At 74.7% G+C, this 17,364-nt stretch carries 11 protein-coding genes and 1 tRNA gene; 8 read left to right on the forward strand and 4 right to left on the reverse strand.

Features of this window, described 5'->3' with window-relative positions:
• Nucleotides 1-73 precede the first annotated feature (73 nt).
• Nucleotides 74-733, reverse strand: a complete 660-nt coding sequence (locus tag CLV92_RS15535; protein WP_211291171.1) for a pyridoxamine 5'-phosphate oxidase family protein — start codon at nt 731-733, stop codon at nt 74-76.
• Nucleotides 734-831: 98 nt separating this feature from the next.
• Here CLV92_RS15535 and pdxR point away from each other — a divergent pair, with 98 nt between their 5' ends.
• Entirely contained in the window at nt 832-2,286 is a 1,455-nt protein-coding gene (gene pdxR, locus CLV92_RS15540; RefSeq protein ID WP_104434187.1) for a MocR-like pyridoxine biosynthesis transcription factor PdxR, read from the forward strand.
• Here pdxR and CLV92_RS15545 read toward each other — a convergent pair.
• On the reverse strand, nt 2,261-2,734 hold the full coding sequence (locus CLV92_RS15545) for a GatB/YqeY domain-containing protein (RefSeq protein WP_104434189.1): 474 nt from the start codon (nt 2,732-2,734) through the stop codon (nt 2,261-2,263). The two genes, pdxR and CLV92_RS15545, sit on opposite strands and share 26 nt — an antisense overlap.
• A 93-nt stretch (nt 2,735-2,827) precedes the next feature.
• Here CLV92_RS15545 and CLV92_RS15550 point away from each other — a divergent pair, with 93 nt between their 5' ends.
• From CLV92_RS15550 to CLV92_RS15580, 7 genes are all read left to right on the forward strand, one after another.
• Nucleotides 2,828-3,748, forward strand: a complete 921-nt coding sequence (locus CLV92_RS15550) for a metallophosphoesterase (protein WP_104434191.1) — start codon at nt 2,828-2,830, stop codon at nt 3,746-3,748.
• A gap of 48 nt (nt 3,749-3,796) precedes the next feature.
• Nucleotides 3,797-3,870: transfer RNA gene (locus CLV92_RS15555), tRNA-Pro, on the forward strand.
• A gap of 422 nt (nt 3,871-4,292) precedes the next feature.
• The gene (locus CLV92_RS15560; protein ID WP_146099578.1) at nt 4,293-4,724 is read left to right on the forward strand and encodes a hypothetical protein; all 432 of its coding nucleotides are present in this window, start codon (nt 4,293-4,295) and stop codon (nt 4,722-4,724) included.
• A gap of 794 nt (nt 4,725-5,518) precedes the next feature.
• Nucleotides 5,519-8,107, forward strand: coding sequence for an EAL domain-containing protein (locus CLV92_RS15565; protein WP_104434195.1), 2,589 nt, complete (start codon nt 5,519-5,521; stop codon nt 8,105-8,107).
• Between the two features lie 44 nt (nt 8,108-8,151).
• On the forward strand, nt 8,152-9,564 hold the full coding sequence (locus CLV92_RS15570) for an ATP-binding protein (protein WP_158257278.1): 1,413 nt from the start codon (nt 8,152-8,154) through the stop codon (nt 9,562-9,564).
• Nucleotides 9,565-9,665: 101 nt separating this feature from the next.
• Nucleotides 9,666-10,019 (forward strand): DF family (seleno)protein, encoded by a 354-nt coding sequence (locus CLV92_RS15575; protein WP_146099580.1) that lies wholly within the window; start codon nt 9,666-9,668, stop codon nt 10,017-10,019.
• A gap of 277 nt (nt 10,020-10,296) precedes the next feature.
• On the forward strand, nt 10,297-12,978 hold the full coding sequence (locus tag CLV92_RS15580) for a SpoIIE family protein phosphatase (protein WP_104434199.1): 2,682 nt from the start codon (nt 10,297-10,299) through the stop codon (nt 12,976-12,978).
• A 103-nt stretch (nt 12,979-13,081) separates the two neighbouring features.
• Here the strand turns inward: CLV92_RS15580 and CLV92_RS15585 are convergent, their stop codons facing one another.
• A complete protein-coding gene (locus tag CLV92_RS15585) occupies nt 13,082-15,286 on the reverse strand; it encodes an ATP-binding SpoIIE family protein phosphatase (protein ID WP_104434200.1) in 2,205 nt (734 codons plus the stop codon).
• Nucleotides 15,287-15,402: 116 nt separating this feature from the next.
• Entirely contained in the window at nt 15,403-17,325 is a 1,923-nt protein-coding gene (locus CLV92_RS15590; RefSeq protein ID WP_146099581.1) for a putative bifunctional diguanylate cyclase/phosphodiesterase, read from the reverse strand.
• Nucleotides 17,326-17,364 lie beyond the last annotated feature (39 nt).

Consider the following 17,364-nt stretch of genomic DNA (forward strand, 5'->3'; position numbering starts at 1 on the left):
GCGCCGGCTGATCCGGAACCGACGAGAGGGCTCCCCCGCACCTGCCGGGGGAGCCCTCTCGCGTCCGGGACGGTCAGCTCCCCGGCAGGGTGCGGTGCAGGGCCCGCACGCTGGCCGGCACCTCCACCGCCGCCGGCACGTCCGGCCCGGTCAGCGGCGCGCCGACCGCCACGGCCAGCGGCACCACGCCGGCCCAGACGTCGCGGGGCTCCTCCGCGTCGTCCGAGGGGGCGCCGGAGCGGACCTTCACGCTGGCCTCGTCCAGGGGCAGGCGCAGCACCAGGGTCGCGGCCAGCTCCCGGGGGGTCGGGGGGCGGACCTCGTCCCAGCGGCCGGGCATGAGGTGCTCGGACAGGACCCGCAGCCCCGCCACCTTCGCGTCGTCCTCCAGGACCTGCGCCACGCCGACGACCATCGCGCTGCGGTAGTTCATGGAGCTGTCGAACACCGTGCGCGCGTAGACGAGCCCGTCCAGCACGGTGACGGTCGCGGTGATCTCCGCGCCGGTGGCTGCGGCCCGCAGCAGGCCCCCGCCGCTGGAGCCGTGCAGGAGGAGGCCGTCCCCGTCACGGGCGCAGCCCATGGGCAGGACGACGGCGGTGCCGTCGCGGACGACGCCGACGTGTGCGACGAGGGCGGAGTCGAGGACGTCGTGGAGCGCGCGGCGGTCGGGGACCTGCCGGTCGCGCAGTCGGGTGATGCGGGTGCGGTCGGTGATGGCGAGGGTGCTCACCCCGCTGATGCTGGCCGCGGAGTGGTCCGAGGGGCAGGGCCACTCCCGCCTCCGGCCGACAGGCCACTTCCGCCGTGGTGCTGCGGTAGGAAGGGCCCGTGCGCCCGGCTGCCGACCTCGACGTCCCCCTCGCGCTGGAACGCGCCTCACCGGTGCCCCTGCACGTCCAGCTCGCCGCCGCGCTGCGCAGCGCGGCCCTCGACGGCCTGCTGCCCCCCGGCAGCCGGATGCCGCCGACCCGCGTGCTCGCCGCGCGCCTCGGCGTGGCCCGCAGCACCGTCCTCGCCGCCTACGAGCAGCTCGACGGGGAGGGGTTCCTGGAGGGCAGGCACGGCTCCGGCACCTTCCTCAGCGCCTCCCTGGCCGCGGCCGGGGTCCCGCCACGGCCATCCGGGCGGGGCCCGGGTGACGCCCCGCGCCCGCTGCCGGGGGTCGTGGACCTGCGGCCCGGGCGTCCCAGCACCCGCCGCCTGGCCGACCCGGCGTGGACGCGGGCGTGGCGGGCGGCGGTCGCGGAGGTGCCCGACGTGGAGGGGCCGCCGGAGGGGCTGCCGGAGCTGCGCGAGGAGATCGCCGCGCACCTGCGGGCCGCACGCGGCCTCGACGCCCGGGCGGAGGACGTCCTCGTCACCGCCGGCACGGGGGAGGCGCTGTCCCTGCTCGCCCACGCCCTCGACCTGCCCGGGCGCCCGGTGGTGGTGGAGGACCCCGGCTACCCGGCGGCGCGGGCCGTCCTCACCCGGCACCGCGGCGAGCTGGTGGGCGTGCCGGTGGACGACGACGGCCTCGTCGTCGACGCCCTGCCCCGCGGTGGGCCCGCGCCGGCTCTCGTGTTCGTCACCCCCAGCCACCAGTACCCCCTGGGCGGACGGCTGCCCCTGCAGCGGCGCCTCGCCCTGCTGCGCTGGGCGCAGGAGCGCGGGACCGTCGTGGTGGAGGACGACTACGACGGGGAGTTCCGCTTCGACGTGGCGCCCCTGCCCGCCCTGGCCGGCCTGGACCGTGGCGGGCGGGTGGTCTACGTCGGCACGTTCTCCAAGGTGCTCACCCCGTGGCTGCGGATGGGGTACGTGGTGGTGCCGCCCGCCCTGGGGGCGGCGGTGCGCTCGGTGCGGGGAGACCTCGGCACCCCGGTCAGCGCGCTCGACCAGCGTGCCCTGGCCCGCTACCTGGCGGCGGGGAGCCTGCGCCGCCACATCGCCCGCAGCCGGCGGGACTACGCCCACGTCCGGGCCCGCCTGGAGCGGCTGCTGGCCCCGCACCCGCGGCTGCGCCTGCGGGGGCTGGAGGCGGGGCTGCACGCGGTCGTCGACCTGCCCGCCGGCGCCGACGCCGCGGCGGTGCTGGCGCGGGTGGCCGACGGCGGGGTCCTGCTCGCCGACCTCGCGGCGTACGCGCTGGACCCCGCCGCGCCGGGTCACGGCCCGGCGGTGGTGCTGGGCTACGGCTCCGCGACCCTGGGGGAGCTGGAACGGGCGGTCGGCCTGCTGCTGGCCGCGGTGGGGGAGCGGGCGGCCCCCGCGCCGGTCAGCCGGTCTGGAGGCGCGCCTTGACGGCCGCGGCGATGCGCCCGCCGTCGGCGCGCCCGGCGACCTTGCCCCGCACGGCGGTCATGACCGCGCCCATCGCGCCCATCCCGGTCAGGCCCTCGCCGGTGGCGACGATCACCGCGTCGTCGATGATCGAGCTGAGCTCCTCGTCGCTGAGCGGTGCAGGCAGGTAGCCCTCCAGCACGCCCAGCTCGTCGCGCTCGCGCTGCGCGGAGTCCGCCCGGCCGGCACCGGCGAAGGCCTCGGCGGCCTCCTTGCGCTTCTTCGCCTCGCGCTGCAGGACCTTCAGGACCTCCTCGTCGGACAGCTCCCGGGCGGCCTTGCCGGCGACCTCCTCCGCCTTCACGGCGGTCAGCGCCATCCGCAGCGTCGCGGCGCGCAGCTCGTCACGGGAGCGCATGGCGGTGGTCAGGTCGTCCTGGAGGGTGTCCTTGAGGGAGGTGCTCGGCATGGGGGCGATCCTTCCACCCCTGTCGAGCCGGTTCCGCGCCGCTGCGGGGAGGGACGCCCCGGCGCGGGAGCGGGCGGCTGCGAGGATGGGCCGATGCGCCGCCTCGCCGTTCCCCTCGGCCTGCTCGGAGCCACCGCCGCGGTGGGTGCCGCCGGCCTCGGCTACGCGGCGGGCTACGAGGTCCGTGCCTTCCGCCTGCGCACGTTCGACGTGCCGGTCCTGCCCGCCGGCGCGGAGCCGATCAAGGTGCTGCACGTCTCCGACCTGCACCTGGTGCCCTCCCAGCGCCGCAAGCGCGACTGGGTGCGAGGCCTGGCGGAGCTGGAGCCGGACCTCGTCGTGGACACCGGCGACAACCTCGCGCACCCGGAGGCGGTCCCCGCCGTGCTGGACGCCTTCGAGCCACTGCTGCACCTGCCGGGCGTCTTCGTCCTCGGGTCGAACGACTACTACGCCCCGAAGCCGAGGAACTGGACGCGGTACCTGCTGGGCAAGGCCCAGCCCATCGCGGAGCAGGCCCCGCGGCTGCCGACCCACGAGCTGGTGCGCGGCCTCACCGACGCCGGCTGGGCCGACCTCACCAACGCCCGCGCCACCCGGCGGGTCGGCGGGCGGACGCTGGAGTTCGTGGGCGTCGACGACCCCCACCTGGGCTGGGACCGCTACGACGACGTCGCCGGCCCGCCGTCGCCGGGGGCCGACCTGACGATCGGTGTCGCGCACGCCCCCTACCGGCGGACCCTCGACGCGATGGTCGGTGACGGCTTCCCGCTGGTCCTCGCCGGGCACACCCACGGCGGGCAGCTGTGCGTGCCGGGCTTCGGGGCGCTCGTCACCAACTGCGACCTGCCGCGGCAGATGGCCAGCGGCCTGTCGCGGTGGCGGGAGCCGCTCGGCCTGGAGGCGTGGCTGCACGTCTCCGCCGGTCTGGGGACCTCGCCCTACGCGCCCGTGCGCTTCGCCTGCCACCCCGAGGCGACCCTGCTGACGCTGGTCCCCGCGACGGGCGGGTGACGGGGGTCGGCGGCACCGCCCCGCGTCGGCTATCCTTTCCGAGGCTCACGGGGTGTGGCGCAGCTTGGTAGCGCGCTTCGTTCGGGACGAAGAGGTCGCAGGTTCAAATCCTGTCACCCCGACACGTGACGTCGCAGGTCAGAGGCCCGCCGCCCGCAAGGGTGGCGGGCCTCTGACGTTGCCGGGGTGATCCGCTGCGTGGTCGCGGTGCCGGTCGACTGCCGGTCGAGGACGACGTCGAGGTCGGGGTCGGGGTGCTGCGCCGTCGGTGAGCGGCGTCCACCGCTGGTCGGAGATGTCGACGCCGACCTCGAGCAGCGTCTCGGCGGGCAGGGCGTCGAGGGCGCTGCGTCGGCGTCGGGTGCGGGTCGGGGTGCTGCGCCGCTCCAGTGGCAGGGTGTTGCGCCACCGCTCGGCCCCCCGCTGGGGTGGCCCACCGCCTGCGGCGCCTGCGAGCGGACGCGATTACTCGATGTGCTGATGTGTTCACGAAGCGTTGCGTGATGCTCATGCTCGCGTCATGCGCCGAGGGCACGGTGGAGGCATGAGAACCGACCCCGTTCCGGGGCCGCGCTGCTGCGCACCTCGCCCGGACAGCTCCTCCTCCGGTGCTGCGCAGGAGCACGCACCTGACACCAGGGCCGACGCGGTCGACGCAGGGGCGGCCGTTGCCTGGAGCCGAGCGGTGGAGGCGGCGGTCGACAAGGTCCGTGCCGAACCCGGTGCCGCGCCGCTGGTCGTGGCCGGCCTGCTCCGCGCCCAGGTCGTCACGAACTCCCTGCTGAGCAGCCACCCGGAGCGCGGCTCCGAAGGACCTTCGGTGCTGTCCCTCCCGTCTCCGTGGGGAGGCTTCTTCACCTTCGCCCGGCCGTGCTGTCCCTTCACCACGCGAGAGGTGGTCGCCGCTCTGCACCTGGCGGCCGCGACGCACCACGAGGCAGGTCGCCGGCTGGGGTTGTGGCCGCAGAGCGTCTGAGCCGCGTCAGCGGATCGACCGCGCACCGACGGATCCTCGGCGCCAGGAGCACTGCGGTGCGAGCGCGTCCTCGACGCTCGTGGTGACGCCGCGGAGGCGGTGAACGGCGCGCGCAGGCCGGCCCGGCGAAACCCGCCGCAGGGTCCGGACGCTGCGGCGCTCAGATCGACGCGAACTCCGGTGCGGGAGCGGGTCGCCGTGCTGCCTGGCCCGTGCCGGTGGCCGCCTCTCCTGTGCGTGGACCGCGACCTGCTGCACGTGCGCGCACCGCTGTGGCATCCCGGTCAGCAGGCATCCGGACTCGGTTGCAGCGCGATCGATCAGATCCTGCTCCGTGACGAGCCGGACAGTGCGGGTGTCCCCACGTCGCTGGTCGAGGAAGCGGAACGTGAATTCCACGCGAAGGCACGGAGCAGTCGTGGCGATGCGATCCGCGTGCCCGCGTTCCGGTCCGCGCAGTCCCGCACCACCGGCCTGGGTTCGCGGTGGCACCGGGAGGCATCGGCGCGGATCACAGACCTCCAGCGGTTGAACTGCGGTCGAACTCCGACCCGGCCCGCTCGGGCCGAGGGGCCGAGGAACCGACTGGTGGACTGTGCCGATCACGCTGCCGGCTTGCTCCGCGGAACCTCTCGGAACTCTGGACGCGCGTGGTGGGTGCGAGGCGGTGCACCATGAGAGCGCTTCCCGGCAACGCGGCGGTCAGGGTGCCGACGTGGTGCCCCGACTCCTGGAAACCGGGCCGATTCCCGGTGGTTCGACCGGCGGTGTTCCACGAGGATGGATGGGCGGACATGTACGAAACCTTGACGCGCGTCGCCGAGACGGCTGCGCGACTGCCGGACCTCGGAGCCGCGGCGCGTGCCGTGACGGGTGCCGGTGCGGCGGTCGGTCGCCTGGGGGAGCTGGCGCGCCCGGCTCTCACCGTCGGCGCCCAGACTCCCGTGCCTCACGTCGATGCCGTGTTCCGTCGCGACGAGACGCTGCGCAGCGTGGTGGTGGAGACCGCGGAGAACCTGTGCCTGGTGGACCGGACCTGGTTCGAGCTGCGCATGGCCGGCCGTCTCGGGTTCGGTCGCGGCCTGCACGCTCGCCGCCGCATCGGCGATCTCGACCTCCCCGACACCCTTGTCCTCGACGCCTCCACCCCCGTCCCCCTCGCCGCCAGCGCGGTGCTCGCCCGTTCGGACGCCGGCACCCGTCATGACGACATCGTCGTGACGGACCCCGACGGGCGTGTCAGCATCGCCCGGGTCGCGGCCGTCTTCGAGCGCCTCGCGGGCCACTTCGCCCACCAGTCGCTGCACGATCCGCTCACGGGCCTGCCGAACCGGCTCAACCTGATGCAGCACCTGCACGTCCTCCGGCGGGCCGGTGGCGAGGCGGTCCTCCTCTACGTCGATCTCGACGGGTTCAAGGAGGTCAACGACCTCCACGGTCACCAGGCCGGCGATCAGGTGCTCGTCGAGTTCGGGCGGCGCTTGCGCGGCGTCGCTCGCGAGGACGACCTCGTGGTGCGCCTGGGTGGGGACGAGTTCGCGGTCCTCGTCTACCGCGGCATGAGTCCTGCGCAGATCACCGCGCTGGCCCAACGGCTGGTGATGGAGGCTGCGACTCCCTTCACGATCACCGAAGGGGGCGCCGTCGAGGAGGTCGAGCGTCAGGTCAGCGTCGGTGCGAGCGTCGGCGTCGCCCGCAGCGGTGCCCACGAGACCGGCCGAGCCTCGTCGCTCGACGTGCTCCTGAAGCAGGCGGACCTGGCCATGTACCGGGCCAAGAGCCGAGGGCGGGGCAGGGCGGAGCACTTCGACGCCGCGCTGGTGCCGCCCTCCGCCGACGCCGACTCGGTCCGTCGGCAGCGCAGCATCGAACGCCGCTTGCGCAGCACCATCCAGGAAGGTGGCCTGCAGCTGCACTACCAGCCCGTGGTGGACCTCTGCAGCGGCCGGGTCACGGCGGTCGAGGCCCTGGCTCGCTGGTGCGACGTGGAACTCGGCTTCGTGGCGCCCGACCAGTTCATCGCGCTCGCAGAGCGGACCGGCCTCATCCTCGACCTCGGGCGGTGGGTCCTGCGCACGGCCTGCGCCGAGGTGGCGAGCTGGCGTGCCGTCAGCTCGTCGATGCGCATCTCCGTCAACGTCTCCGCGGTGCAGTTGGCGGATCCGGACTTCGTCTCCGACGTGGCGGACGTCCTGGCCGGCACCGGCCTGGCACCCGAGCGGCTGTGCCTGGAGGTGACCGAGACCGCGGCGATCGCCGACCTCGAGGAGGCGACGTCCCGGCTCCAGGACCTGCGCCGCCTCGGAGTGCGTCTGGCGCTCGACGACTTCGGCACCGGCCACTCGTCGCTGACCACGCTGCGGCGACTGCCCGTGCACACCGTCAAGATCGACCGGTCCTTCGTCGACCGGGTCGCCACCAGCCCGGCCGATGCCGTGCTCGTGCGGCTCGTCATCGACACCGCCCACAGCCTCGGTCGCCGGGTGTGCGCCGAGGGCGTCGAGCACGCCGAGCAAGCGCAGCAGCTCCTGGCGATGGGCGCGGACCTCGCGCAGGGCTGGTTCTTCGGCATGCCCCTGGCCCCCTCCGCGGAGCTGACCGACGTCCTGCAGCGGCAGCATCCGGCTTCGGATGCTCTCCTGCGGAGGGGAACCGGCGTGCCGCTGCCCCTCGGGACGGGCGAGGAGCTCGTGCTCGCCACCGATGCCCAGAGCACGATCACCTTCGCGTCGGCGGCGTCCCGTTCGCTCCTGGGGCGTTCCCCCGCCGAGCTCATCGGCACGTCGATCGCCGAGCACCTGCACCCCGACGACCTGGCGCGCCTGACTTCCGACGGTGGGTCCGGCGGCTCCACCTCGGTGCCGCTCACCCACCGCGTCAGGCACGCCGACGGGAGCGACCGGTGGTTCTCCAGCACGTCGAAGCGGATGCGCACCGCCGGTGGTCAGGTGGAGACGATCCATGCGTGCCGGGACGTCACCGCATCCGTCGCGGCGGAGCAGCGACTCGGTGACACCGGACGGCTCCTCCAGCTCGCCTTCGACGACGCGCCCACCGGGATGGCTCTCACCGACCTCGGTGGGCGCTTCGTGCGCGTCAACGCAGCCGCGGCGGCGCTGCTCGGCCACGCTCCCCAGGATCTGCTGGGCAGGTGCTCCCAGGAGTTCACCGTGACCCGGGACCCTGATGGCGAGAGGGCTCTCGTCGCAGGTCTGCTCTCGGGTGAGGTCGCTGCTGCGACCCTGCGCCGGGAGTGCGTTCGTGCAGACGGCTCGCGTGCGGCGGTCGACGTCCTGCTGACCGTGCTCGCAGACCGCAGTGGTGCGCCTGGCCACCTGATGGGGCACATCACACCCGCGGGCCGCGCGACGGCGGCTGGTTGAGACCACTACAGGTCATCCGCTGGTCGATCGTGGTGAGATGGGGTGTGTCGAGTCGAAGCCTGCTGCTGGCGCCGGTCCCGGAGGCGCCGGGGCAGGCGCGTCGCTGGCTGGCGCAGGCCCTGCTGGAGGCGGGGCGGCAGGAGTGCCTGGATGCTGCGGAGCTGGCGCTCAGCGAGGTGGTGACCAACGTCGCCCTGCACGCCCGGACTCCTGCGGAGGTCAGCGTCGCGGTGCAGCCGGACGGGGTGCGGGTGGAGGTGCGCGACTTCAACTCCGTCATCCCGATGCAGCGCCACTACGGACAGCAGGCCAGCACCGGGCGGGGGATGGCGCTGGTGGCCTCGATCACCGACAGCTGCGGCGTGACCCCCCTCGCCGACGGCAAGATCGTCTGGTTCGTCGTCGTCCCTCCCGCGGCGGAGCCGTCGGTGGAGGACCTGCTCGCTCTCTGGGACGAGGAGCAGTGGGAGCTGCCCGAGGGGGTGGACCTCGTCGAGACGGCCGTCCAGCACGCCCCCAGCGAGCAGACCCGACAGGTGCGGCTGCTGGCGATCCCGCCGCTGCTGTGGATGGCCGCTCGTCAGCACCACGACGCGCTGCTGCGCGAACTGGCCCTCTACGCCGCCGTGCGCGAGGACGTCGTCGTGGACTTCGCCGGCGTGGAGCTGGCGCGGCAGACCTTCTCCAACGCCATCATCGCCGCCATCGCAGACGCCCAGCGGCACGCAGTGCCCCCCTCGGCGTCGGCGGCACATCATGAGGCCTTCGACGGCCACCTGCCTGAGGCGCCGGAGCCCTTCGACCTGCACCTGGCGCTGCATCCGGAGGTCGGCCCGGCGGCAGCCGCGTTGCAGGACGCCCTGGACGCTGCCGAGCGGCTCGCCGCAGGGGGTGAGCTGCTGGCCTTCCCCGGTCAGCCGGAGATCATCGCCGTGCGCGACTGGGTGTGCGAGCAGGTGCAGTCGCAGCTGCAGTCCCAGCTGGAGGGGGTGGCTGCGCGCCCGTGGCCGGGTGCTGCGCAGGAGCGGTTCGAGACCGCCCAGCACCCGCACCACCTCCGCCGGGGCGACGGGCACGGCTTCGGCGCCGCCGTGGACGTCGTCTCGGCCAGCGAGGCCGGTGTGGTGGCCGCCGATGAGGGCGACCGGATCGTGGCGGTCAGCCGGGGACTGGCCGCCGCCCTGGGCTGGGACGTGACGGCCCTGGTGGGCCGGCGCATCGTGACCCTCGTCCCGCCGCGGCTGCGGGAAGCGCACATCGCCGCCTTCAGCCGCCACCTCAGCACGGGGCAGTCACGCATCGTCGGGGCAGCGCTGACCCTGCCGGTGCTGCACGCCGACGGGCGGGAGGTCCTCTGCAGCTTCCGCCTCGAGCAGCGCCCGGCACCGGCTGGACGCTCGCTGTACCTGGCCTGGATCGACCCCCTCCCCGGGACCGCGACGACCGCCACCGCGTGAGGTTCGCCGTCGGGGGATCCACGGCCGGTGCCGGATGCCGATCGGCTGCGGCGGGGCGGTGCGCGCGCGTCGAGGAGGTGGTGGCGGCTACCGTCGCGGACATGGACGCAGCGGGACTCGCCGCCACCGGAGCCGGTCAGGGGGAGCCTCTCGTCGTCGACGTGCTCTACATCGACGGCTGTCCCAACCACGAGAGCTTCCTGCCGCACCTGCGCGAGCTCCTGGGCAGCCGGGGCGTCTCCGCCCGCGTGCGCCTGGTCCACGTCGGCAGCGACGAGGATGCTCAGCGGTTGCGGTTCCTGGGCTCGCCGAGCGTGCGGATCGACGGCCGGGACGTCGAACCGGGAGCCGACGGCCGGGAGGGCTACGGGCTGCAGTGCCGGCTCTACCGCACCTCCCGAGGGGTGAGCGGCACGCCCGACGACGCGTGGATCCTCGCCGCGCTGTCCCCGTGAGGGCGCGCCCCGCCTCCGGGTGCCGCTCGTGACATCGTGGAGGTGGAGCGGTCGCCGCATCCTGGTCCACAGCGCTGCGCGACCGGCGAGGATGGGACGCGAGCGAAGGCAGCCGGCGCGAGGCCGGCGGATCAGCGGTGTCGAGGGAGCTTGAGTGTCGGGCAGGTCATCGCAGGTGCCGCGTCCGGGCCCGGGGCAGGCCGGCGCTGACCCTGCCGACGCGGGCGCTGGTCCGGCTGCGGCAGGTCAGGTTCCGGCGGGTCGGTCCGTCGTTGAGGTGCAGTCCACTGCGGCTGTCAGGTCGGCCGCCGCGGAGGTGGTGGCCGATGCGGCCAGGGTGGCGGCGGCCGAGCGGCTGCAGAAGGTGGGCGCCCTGCCCGGGCTGGACCGGCTGGCCGAGCTGGCGGCGCGTCTGCTGGGCGCCGCCGGGGCGCAGGTGTCGCTGCTGAGTGACACGGAGCTCATCGCCGCAGGCGCCGGCTCCCAGGCAGGGGCCGTCAGGGCAGAGGGGCGGCTGGAGGACACGCTGTGCTCGCTGACCGTGGCCTCGGGTTCTGCGCTGGTCCTGGCCGACACCCGTGCTGATGCCAGGGTGGCCGCGTTGCCGCCGGTGGCCTCCGGGGCGGTGGGTGCCTACCTCGGGGCGCCGCTGACCGCTCGGAGCGGGCAGGTCGTGGGTGCGCTGTGCGTGGTGGATGCGGCTGCGCGCACCTGGAGCGAGGCGGACGTCGTGCTGCTGCAGCAGGTGGCGGACTCGGCGGCGGCCGAGCTGGAGCTGGCTGCGCTCGATGCTGAGTACCAGACCAGCCGGAGTCTGCTGGAGGTGTCGGTGCGGGCCGCCGGGGTGGGCACTTACACCCTCGACCTGGCCACGGAGCAGTTGACGTGGAACGAGCAGATGTACGCCCTGTTCGGCGTGGACCCGGCCGGCTTCGCCGACGACCTCAGCGCCGCCTACGAGCGCATCCACCCCGACGACCGGGCCGGCATCCAGAACGCCATCGACACCGCCATCGCCACCGGCGAGGACTTCACCTCCTCCTACCGGGTGCTGCTGCCCGGGGGCGGGATCCGCTGGATCGCCGCACGCGGCACCGTCGCGCGCGACTCCGAGGGAAACGCGGTGCGGCTGCTGGGCGCCGCCTACGACGTCACCGCGCTGCGGGAGGCCGGGGCCCGCATGGAGCAGATCCTCGACGCGATGGCCGTCGGCTACCTGGCCCTGGACGCCGAGTGGCGCATGACCTACGCCAACGCCCAGGCCGAGCAGATCATCGGCCGTCCCCGGGAGCAGCTGCTGGGGCGGAACCTGTGGGAGGAGTTCCCCGCCGCGCTCGGCTCCGTCTTCGAGGAGCACTACCGCGGCGCCGTCGCCACCGGTGGGGCCAGGGTCTTCGACGCGTACTACCCGGCGCCGCTGGACGTGTGGGTGGAGGTCCGCGCTCAGCCCGAGCAGGGCGGGCTCGGGCTGTACTTCCTCGACATCAGCGCCCGCAAGGCCGCCCAGCAAGCCGCCGAGGCCGCCGCGGACCGCCTGGCGCTGCTGGCCGCGGTCAGTGCGGAACTGAGCGAGACCTTCGACGCCCAGCAGGCCGTGGCGCGGCTGGCCCAGCTGGTGGTGCCCGCCCTGGCCGACTGGTGCGTGGTCACCCTCGTCGAGGACGAAGCGTCGATCACCACTCCCGCCACGGCGCGGGCGAGCCGCGCGGTGGACCTGCGCCGGGCGCTGCGCGACGTGGGCTCCTGGCACCGCGACGAGGCGCTGCGACCGCTGGTGGGGGCCTACGCCGCCCACCGTGTCGCTGCGCTGCAAGAGGGATCCCTGCCCCTGCAGGCGCTGCGGCAGGCGCAGCCGGTGCTGGTCCTGGAGGACGCCGCCACCGCCATCGCCGCCCGCCTCACTCCCGGTGGACGGGCAGGTCAGCTGATCGAGCAGCTCGCACCCACCTCCGCGGCGTACTTCGCTCTCCGCGGGCGTGGGCGCACCGTGGGGTTGCTGAGCTTGTTCAACGGCCCCGGGCGGGCACCGCTGACGCCGGACGAGACGGCCACCGCCCGCGAGGTCGCCGCCCGCGCCGGCCTCGCGCTGGACTCCGCGCGCCTCTACCGCCAGCAGCACGACCTCGCCGAGGGCCTGCAGCGCTCCCTGCTCACCGACCCGCCCGAGCCCGACCACGGCCAGATCGTGGTCCGCTACGTCGCCGCCGCCGAAGCCGCCCAGGTCGGAGGGGACTGGTACGACGCGTTCATGCAGCCGGCCGGCGCCACCATGCTCGTCATCGGTGACGTCGTCGGCCACGACACCCAGGCCGCCGCGGCGATGAGCCAGGTCCGCACGATCGTGCGCACCCTCGGGGCGCTGGGCGACGACTCCCCGGCACACGTGCTCGCCCGGGCCGACAGGGCCATCGCCAACCTGGACCTGACCACCACCGCCACCGCGCTCGCCGCCCGCCTGGAGCAGACCCTCGACGAGCGGGCCCGGGGCGTGACCCGGCTGCGCTGGTCCAGCGCCGGGCACCCCCCGGCGATGGTGGTCCACCCCGACGGGTCGGTGCAGCCGCTGCTCGACCTCACCACGGACCTGCTGCTCGGCGTGCAGCCGGACACCGACCGCCGTGACTGCGAGGTCGTCCTCGACCGCGGGGCCACCGTGCTGATGTACACCGACGGGCTCGTGGAACGACGCGACCAGCCGCTGCAGGAAGGACTGCAGCGGCTCCAGGACACCCTGACCGACCTCGCGGGCGACGACCCCTCCCTGGACGAGCTGGTCGACCAGGTGCTGCAGCAGATGCTGCCGAGCCGTCCCGAGGACGACGTCGCCGTGATCGCCGTGCGCCTGCACCGCCAGGACCGGCCCCGTCCGGCAGAAGCCGGCCCCAACCGGGTGCCGGCGCACATCCCACCCGAACCCACGACCCCCGTGGATTCCGGAACCGTCCGGTCCCCGGTGTGACTTCTCGGGTCGTCGGTGGGCAGCCGTCCCGGTCCGGTGTCGATGCCGACCCGGTGACCGCGGTGGACCGGCTCGCCGGTCGGCCGGTCGGGGGAGGGGTTCCTCACGCCACGCGTGCGGGCACCCGGGGCGCCTGGCCGGCGGGGGGTTCCTGCAGGGGGACCGCGCACCAGACGGTCTTGCCCTCCGCTGCGGAGTGCGTTCCCCATCGCTGGGACAGGGCTGCGACCAGGTGCATGCCGCGGCCACCGGTGGCCTCCTCGTCGGCGGCCCGGACGAGGGGCTCGACGCCGAGACCGTCGCTGACCTCGAGGAGGATCTCGCGAGGAGCCTGCTGCAGGCGCAGCTGCGCCGGGGTGCGGGCGTGGCGCACGGCGTTCGCGAGGAGCTCGCTGGCGAGCAGGGCGCAGGTGTCGACGACCTCGGGGTCGACGTCGCGTTCCGCCAGCCAGGTCGCAGCCGCCGCGCGGGCGGGGGGAACCTGGGCCAGGTCGGCGGCGACGTCGCGCACGAACCGGGGCGCCCCGGGGCCGGACGCGGCCGCGGGGCCCGCCTCCTGCGGTGCGGTCTCCTGCGGTGCGATCTCCTGCGGTGCGGTCGCAGCGGCGGGGCGGCGGATGACCACGGCGAGGCAGTCGTCCTCCTCCAGCGCGCAGGTGGTGACGTCGGTGAGCAGCCGCGGGGCGAACTGCTCCACGGGCACGGCGGTCATGCCCGCCGCCGTCCCGGCCAGCTCCCGCAGGCCGGCGGGGACGTCGCGGGTGCCCTCGATGAGGCCGTCGGTGTAGAGGACGAGGGTGTCGCCGGGGGCGAGGACCACCTCGGCCGTGCCGAAGCTGCCGGGGTCGGGGTAGCCGATGCCCAGGCCCTCGGCGGTGACCTCCCGCGCCCCCGTGGAGGTGACGTGGATGGCGGGTGGGTGCCCGCCGCCGGCCAGACGCAGGCGCCCGGTGGCGGGGTCCACGACGGCGATCAGCAGGGTCGCCATCAGGTCGGGGTGGGTCACGTCGAGGACGGCCGCGGAGCGGGCGACGAGCTCCTGCAGCGGGCAGCCGGCGACGGCGAGGGTGCGCACCGTGGACGTGACGGCGAGGGCCTCGCGGGTCGCGGCGGTGCCCCGGCCCATCGCGTCGACGACGATGAGCAGCGCCTCCCCGGAGGGCAGCACCAGCCAGTCGTAGAGGTCCCCGCCGGCAGGGGCGCTGGCAGCCGGTTCGTAGGCCACCGCCAGCTCCAGGCCCTCCACCGCCAGCGTCGGCGGCCGCACCGCGGCCATCAGGGCGGCGACGTCCTCGCGCTGGACCCGCTCCCGCTCGGTCAGGTCGACCAGGGCCCGCTCGGCCGTGACCGCGCGGGCCGCCGAGGAGAGGTCCCGCAGGGTGACCACGGCGCGCACGGCCTCGTCGCCGCGCACGGGCGCCACGGTGACGCCCACGGGAACCCCGGCGCCCCCGCCGCTGCCACGAGGGTCCAGCACGCTCACCTGCCGGGGGACGGCGGGCCGCTCGCCGCGCAGCAAGGCCTCGATCTGGTCGTCGTCGCAGACGCCGGGGACCAGGTCGCACAGCCGGCGCCCGAGGACGGGGCCGTCCCGGCCGAGCAGGGCCACCGCCGCCGGATTCGCCTCCACCACGCTGCCGGTCTCGTCGAGGGCGACGATGCCGTCCTCGACGGTGTCCATGATCAGGCTGCTGCGCGCGGCGACGGCGGCGAGACGAGCCCGCACCACCTCGTCGGCGCGCCACGACGCGATCCCCACCGCCGCCGCGACGGCCAGCAGGAGCCCGTGGAGGAGGGCCCACAACCCCGGCCGCTCCTGCGCGGCCGGATGGTTGAAGATCGCGTGGCCGGCGACCGTGCCCATGAGGCCGTGGTGCACGACGACGAAGCCGACCGCGGTGAGGAGCGGCGCCCACGTCTGGTAGGCCGTGGCCGCGCCGACGGCGACGAAGAACAGGAAGTGCATCTCGATGAGGCCGCCGGACAGGTGCACCGCGACCGCCGCGGCCATGGTCAGCGACAGCATCACCGCGCAGGCGGCGGCCTCCCGTCCCCAGCGCCGGGCGCCGGGGCGGACGAGCGTGGCGACGAGTGCCGCGACGGCGAGGGGAAGGAAGTCCAGGACCCCGTGCAGCGGGCCGCGGGCCGCGGTGGCCCAGACGAGCGCCACGGCGGACGCCGCCCACGCGGCGACGAGGAACACCCGGTGCCGCAGCAGCCAGACGTCCTCCGGCAGCGGTGTGCCCTGCGGCAACCACCGGCGGTGGATGCGCTCGCCTGCCTGGTCCCTGCCGGTGCTGTCGTGCACGTGTCGCCCTTCCTCTCGGACGGGGAGCCGGGCTCCCCGCCCCAGGTATCGGCAGGTTCCACGTCGACCTTGATAGCCCGATCCGGGCGATTCCTCCCGGCGCGGCGCGGCACCGCCTAGCGCTGCCGGACGCCGCCGGTGGACCGCTCGCCCTCCCGGAGGTCGACCATGACCCGGAAGGCCTCCGGTGGAGCCGGGCGACCGATGTGGAAGCCCTGGGCGCTGTCGCACCCCAGGTCGGTGAGGATGTCGAGCTGCTCGGCGGTCTCGGTGCCCTCGGCGAGGACGTGCAGGCCGAGGGTGTGCCCGAGGTTGATGATCAGCCGGCTGATGGCCACCGCCTCCTCTCCCTGGCCGGGCCGGTGCAGCTGGTCGACGAAGGAGCGGTCGATCTTGAGGATGTCGACGGGCAGCCGGGCGAGGTAGGCCAGGGAGGAGTAGCCGGTGCCGAAGTCGTCGATGGCGATGCGCACGCCGCGGTGCCGCAGCCCTCGCAGGGCCCGCAGGGTGGTGGGCCCGGTGTCCAGCAACGCCGCTTCGGTCACCTCGAGGACGACGCGCTGCAGCGTGCAGTCCGCCGCGTCCAGGGCGGCGTGGATGGCGCGCAGCGCCGCGCGGTCGCTGAGCTGGTGGGGATCCACGTTGACCGCGAGGTGGATGCCGTCCGGCCAGTCGCGTGCCTCGCGCAGGGCCTCACCCATGACGACACCGCCGATGGCGGGCATGAGCCCGGCGCGCAGGGCCACGGGCAGGAACTCCCCCGGCGGGAGCAGCCCACGCTCGGGGTGGGCCCAGCGGACGAGGGCCTCCGCGCCGGTGACCCGGCGGTGGGCCAGGTCGATGGTGGGCTGGTAGTGCACGCACATCTCGCCGGCCTCCACGCCCCGGCGCAGGTCGATCTCCTGCTGCCGCTGGGTGGCGAGCTGGGTGGCGTGTTCGGCGCGGAAGAGGACGGCACGGCCGCGGCCGGCGTCCTTGGCCCGGTAGAGCGCGATGTCCGCGTCGCGGAAGAGGTCCTCCGCCGTCCGGTCCGGATCGCAGGTCTGGGCGACGCCGATGCTGGCGGCCGGGTGCACCACCTCGCTGTCCTGGTTGCCGCGCAGTTCCACCGGGGGGCGCAGGACGGCCATGACCCGCTCGGCCACCTCCCCGGCCGCGCGGGGGGTCGAGATGCCGGGGCAGAGCAGGACGAACTCGTCGCCCCCGAAGCGGGCGACGGTGTCACCGGGGCGCAGCGCCGAGCGCAGGCGTGCGGCGACCTCCTGGAGGAAGGCGTCGCCGGCGCCGTGGCCGAGGGTGTCGTTGATGCCCTTGAAGTTGTCCATGTCCAGGAAGAGCACGGCGAGGCCGCTGCTCTCCCGCTGCAGTGCGTCCAGCGACTGCTCCAGGCGGTCGACGAGCGCGAGACGGTTGGGCAGGCCGGTCAGGCCGTCGTGGAGCGCCGCGTGGCGGTAGCGGTCCTCGGCGTGCAGGCGTTCCGTGGCGGCGCCGGCGATGTTGGCCAGGGCCTGCAGGAAGTGGGCGTCGTCGTTGGAGAAGGCGTTCGGGAGGCTGCTGTGGGCGAGCAGGGCCCCGTAGGGGTGGTCCGGGCCGGGGATGGCCACGGCGGCGGAGGAGCGCACCCCCGGCAGCGGTGAGGGGTGGCCGCTGTCGCACCAGTCACCGACGATCTTCGGCATCCCCTCCTCGAAGAGGCGGTCCAGCAGGGCGTCGAGGGCGTTCATCGCCCCCTCTCCTCTTCGCTCCGGAGCCGCGGGGTGCGGTTCGCCGAAGGAGGAGTGGACCTCCAGCCGTCCCTGGTCGCCGCGGGTGAGGATCAGGCTCGCGTCGATGTCCAGGGCGGCGAACACGGCATGGCAGATGCGGTCCAGCAGTGCCTTGCGGCTGGGTTCGCGCAGGGCCTCCATGCCCAGTTGCGCGACCAGGGCCTGCTGCAGCACCCGCTGCTCCAGCTCCCACGCCCGTGACCCGGCGGAGGTCGCCGCACCGGGATCCGCCATGACGCCTCCCGTGAGCTGCAGCGGTGATCCGACGCTCATTGAGTTACAGAGCGAAGCCGTAACCCTACACAGAGTGCT

Origin of the sequence: Kineococcus xinjiangensis (assembly GCF_002934625.1) — a bacterium.
In the GTDB taxonomy this organism is placed as follows: Bacteria; Actinomycetota; Actinomycetes; order Actinomycetales; family Kineococcaceae; genus Kineococcus_A; species Kineococcus_A xinjiangensis.

Excerpts from the sequence above, each read along its gene's own strand:
- CLV92_RS15560 (WP_146099578.1), top strand. The coding sequence starts at position 4,293 with ATGAGAACCGACCCCGTTCCGGGGCCGCGCTGCTGCGCACCTCGCCCG.
- CLV92_RS15590 (WP_146099581.1), bottom strand. The coding sequence starts at position 17,325 with ATGAGCGTCGGATCACCGCTGCAGCTCACGGGAGGCGTCATGGCGGAT.
- CLV92_RS15565 (WP_104434195.1), top strand. The coding sequence starts at position 5,519 with ATGTACGAAACCTTGACGCGCGTCGCCGAGACGGCTGCGCGACTGCCG.
- CLV92_RS15545 (WP_104434189.1), bottom strand. The coding sequence starts at position 2,734 with ATGCCGAGCACCTCCCTCAAGGACACCCTCCAGGACGACCTGACCACC.
- CLV92_RS15550 (WP_104434191.1), top strand. The coding sequence starts at position 2,828 with ATGCGCCGCCTCGCCGTTCCCCTCGGCCTGCTCGGAGCCACCGCCGCG.
- CLV92_RS15575 (WP_146099580.1), top strand. The coding sequence starts at position 9,666 with ATGGACGCAGCGGGACTCGCCGCCACCGGAGCCGGTCAGGGGGAGCCT.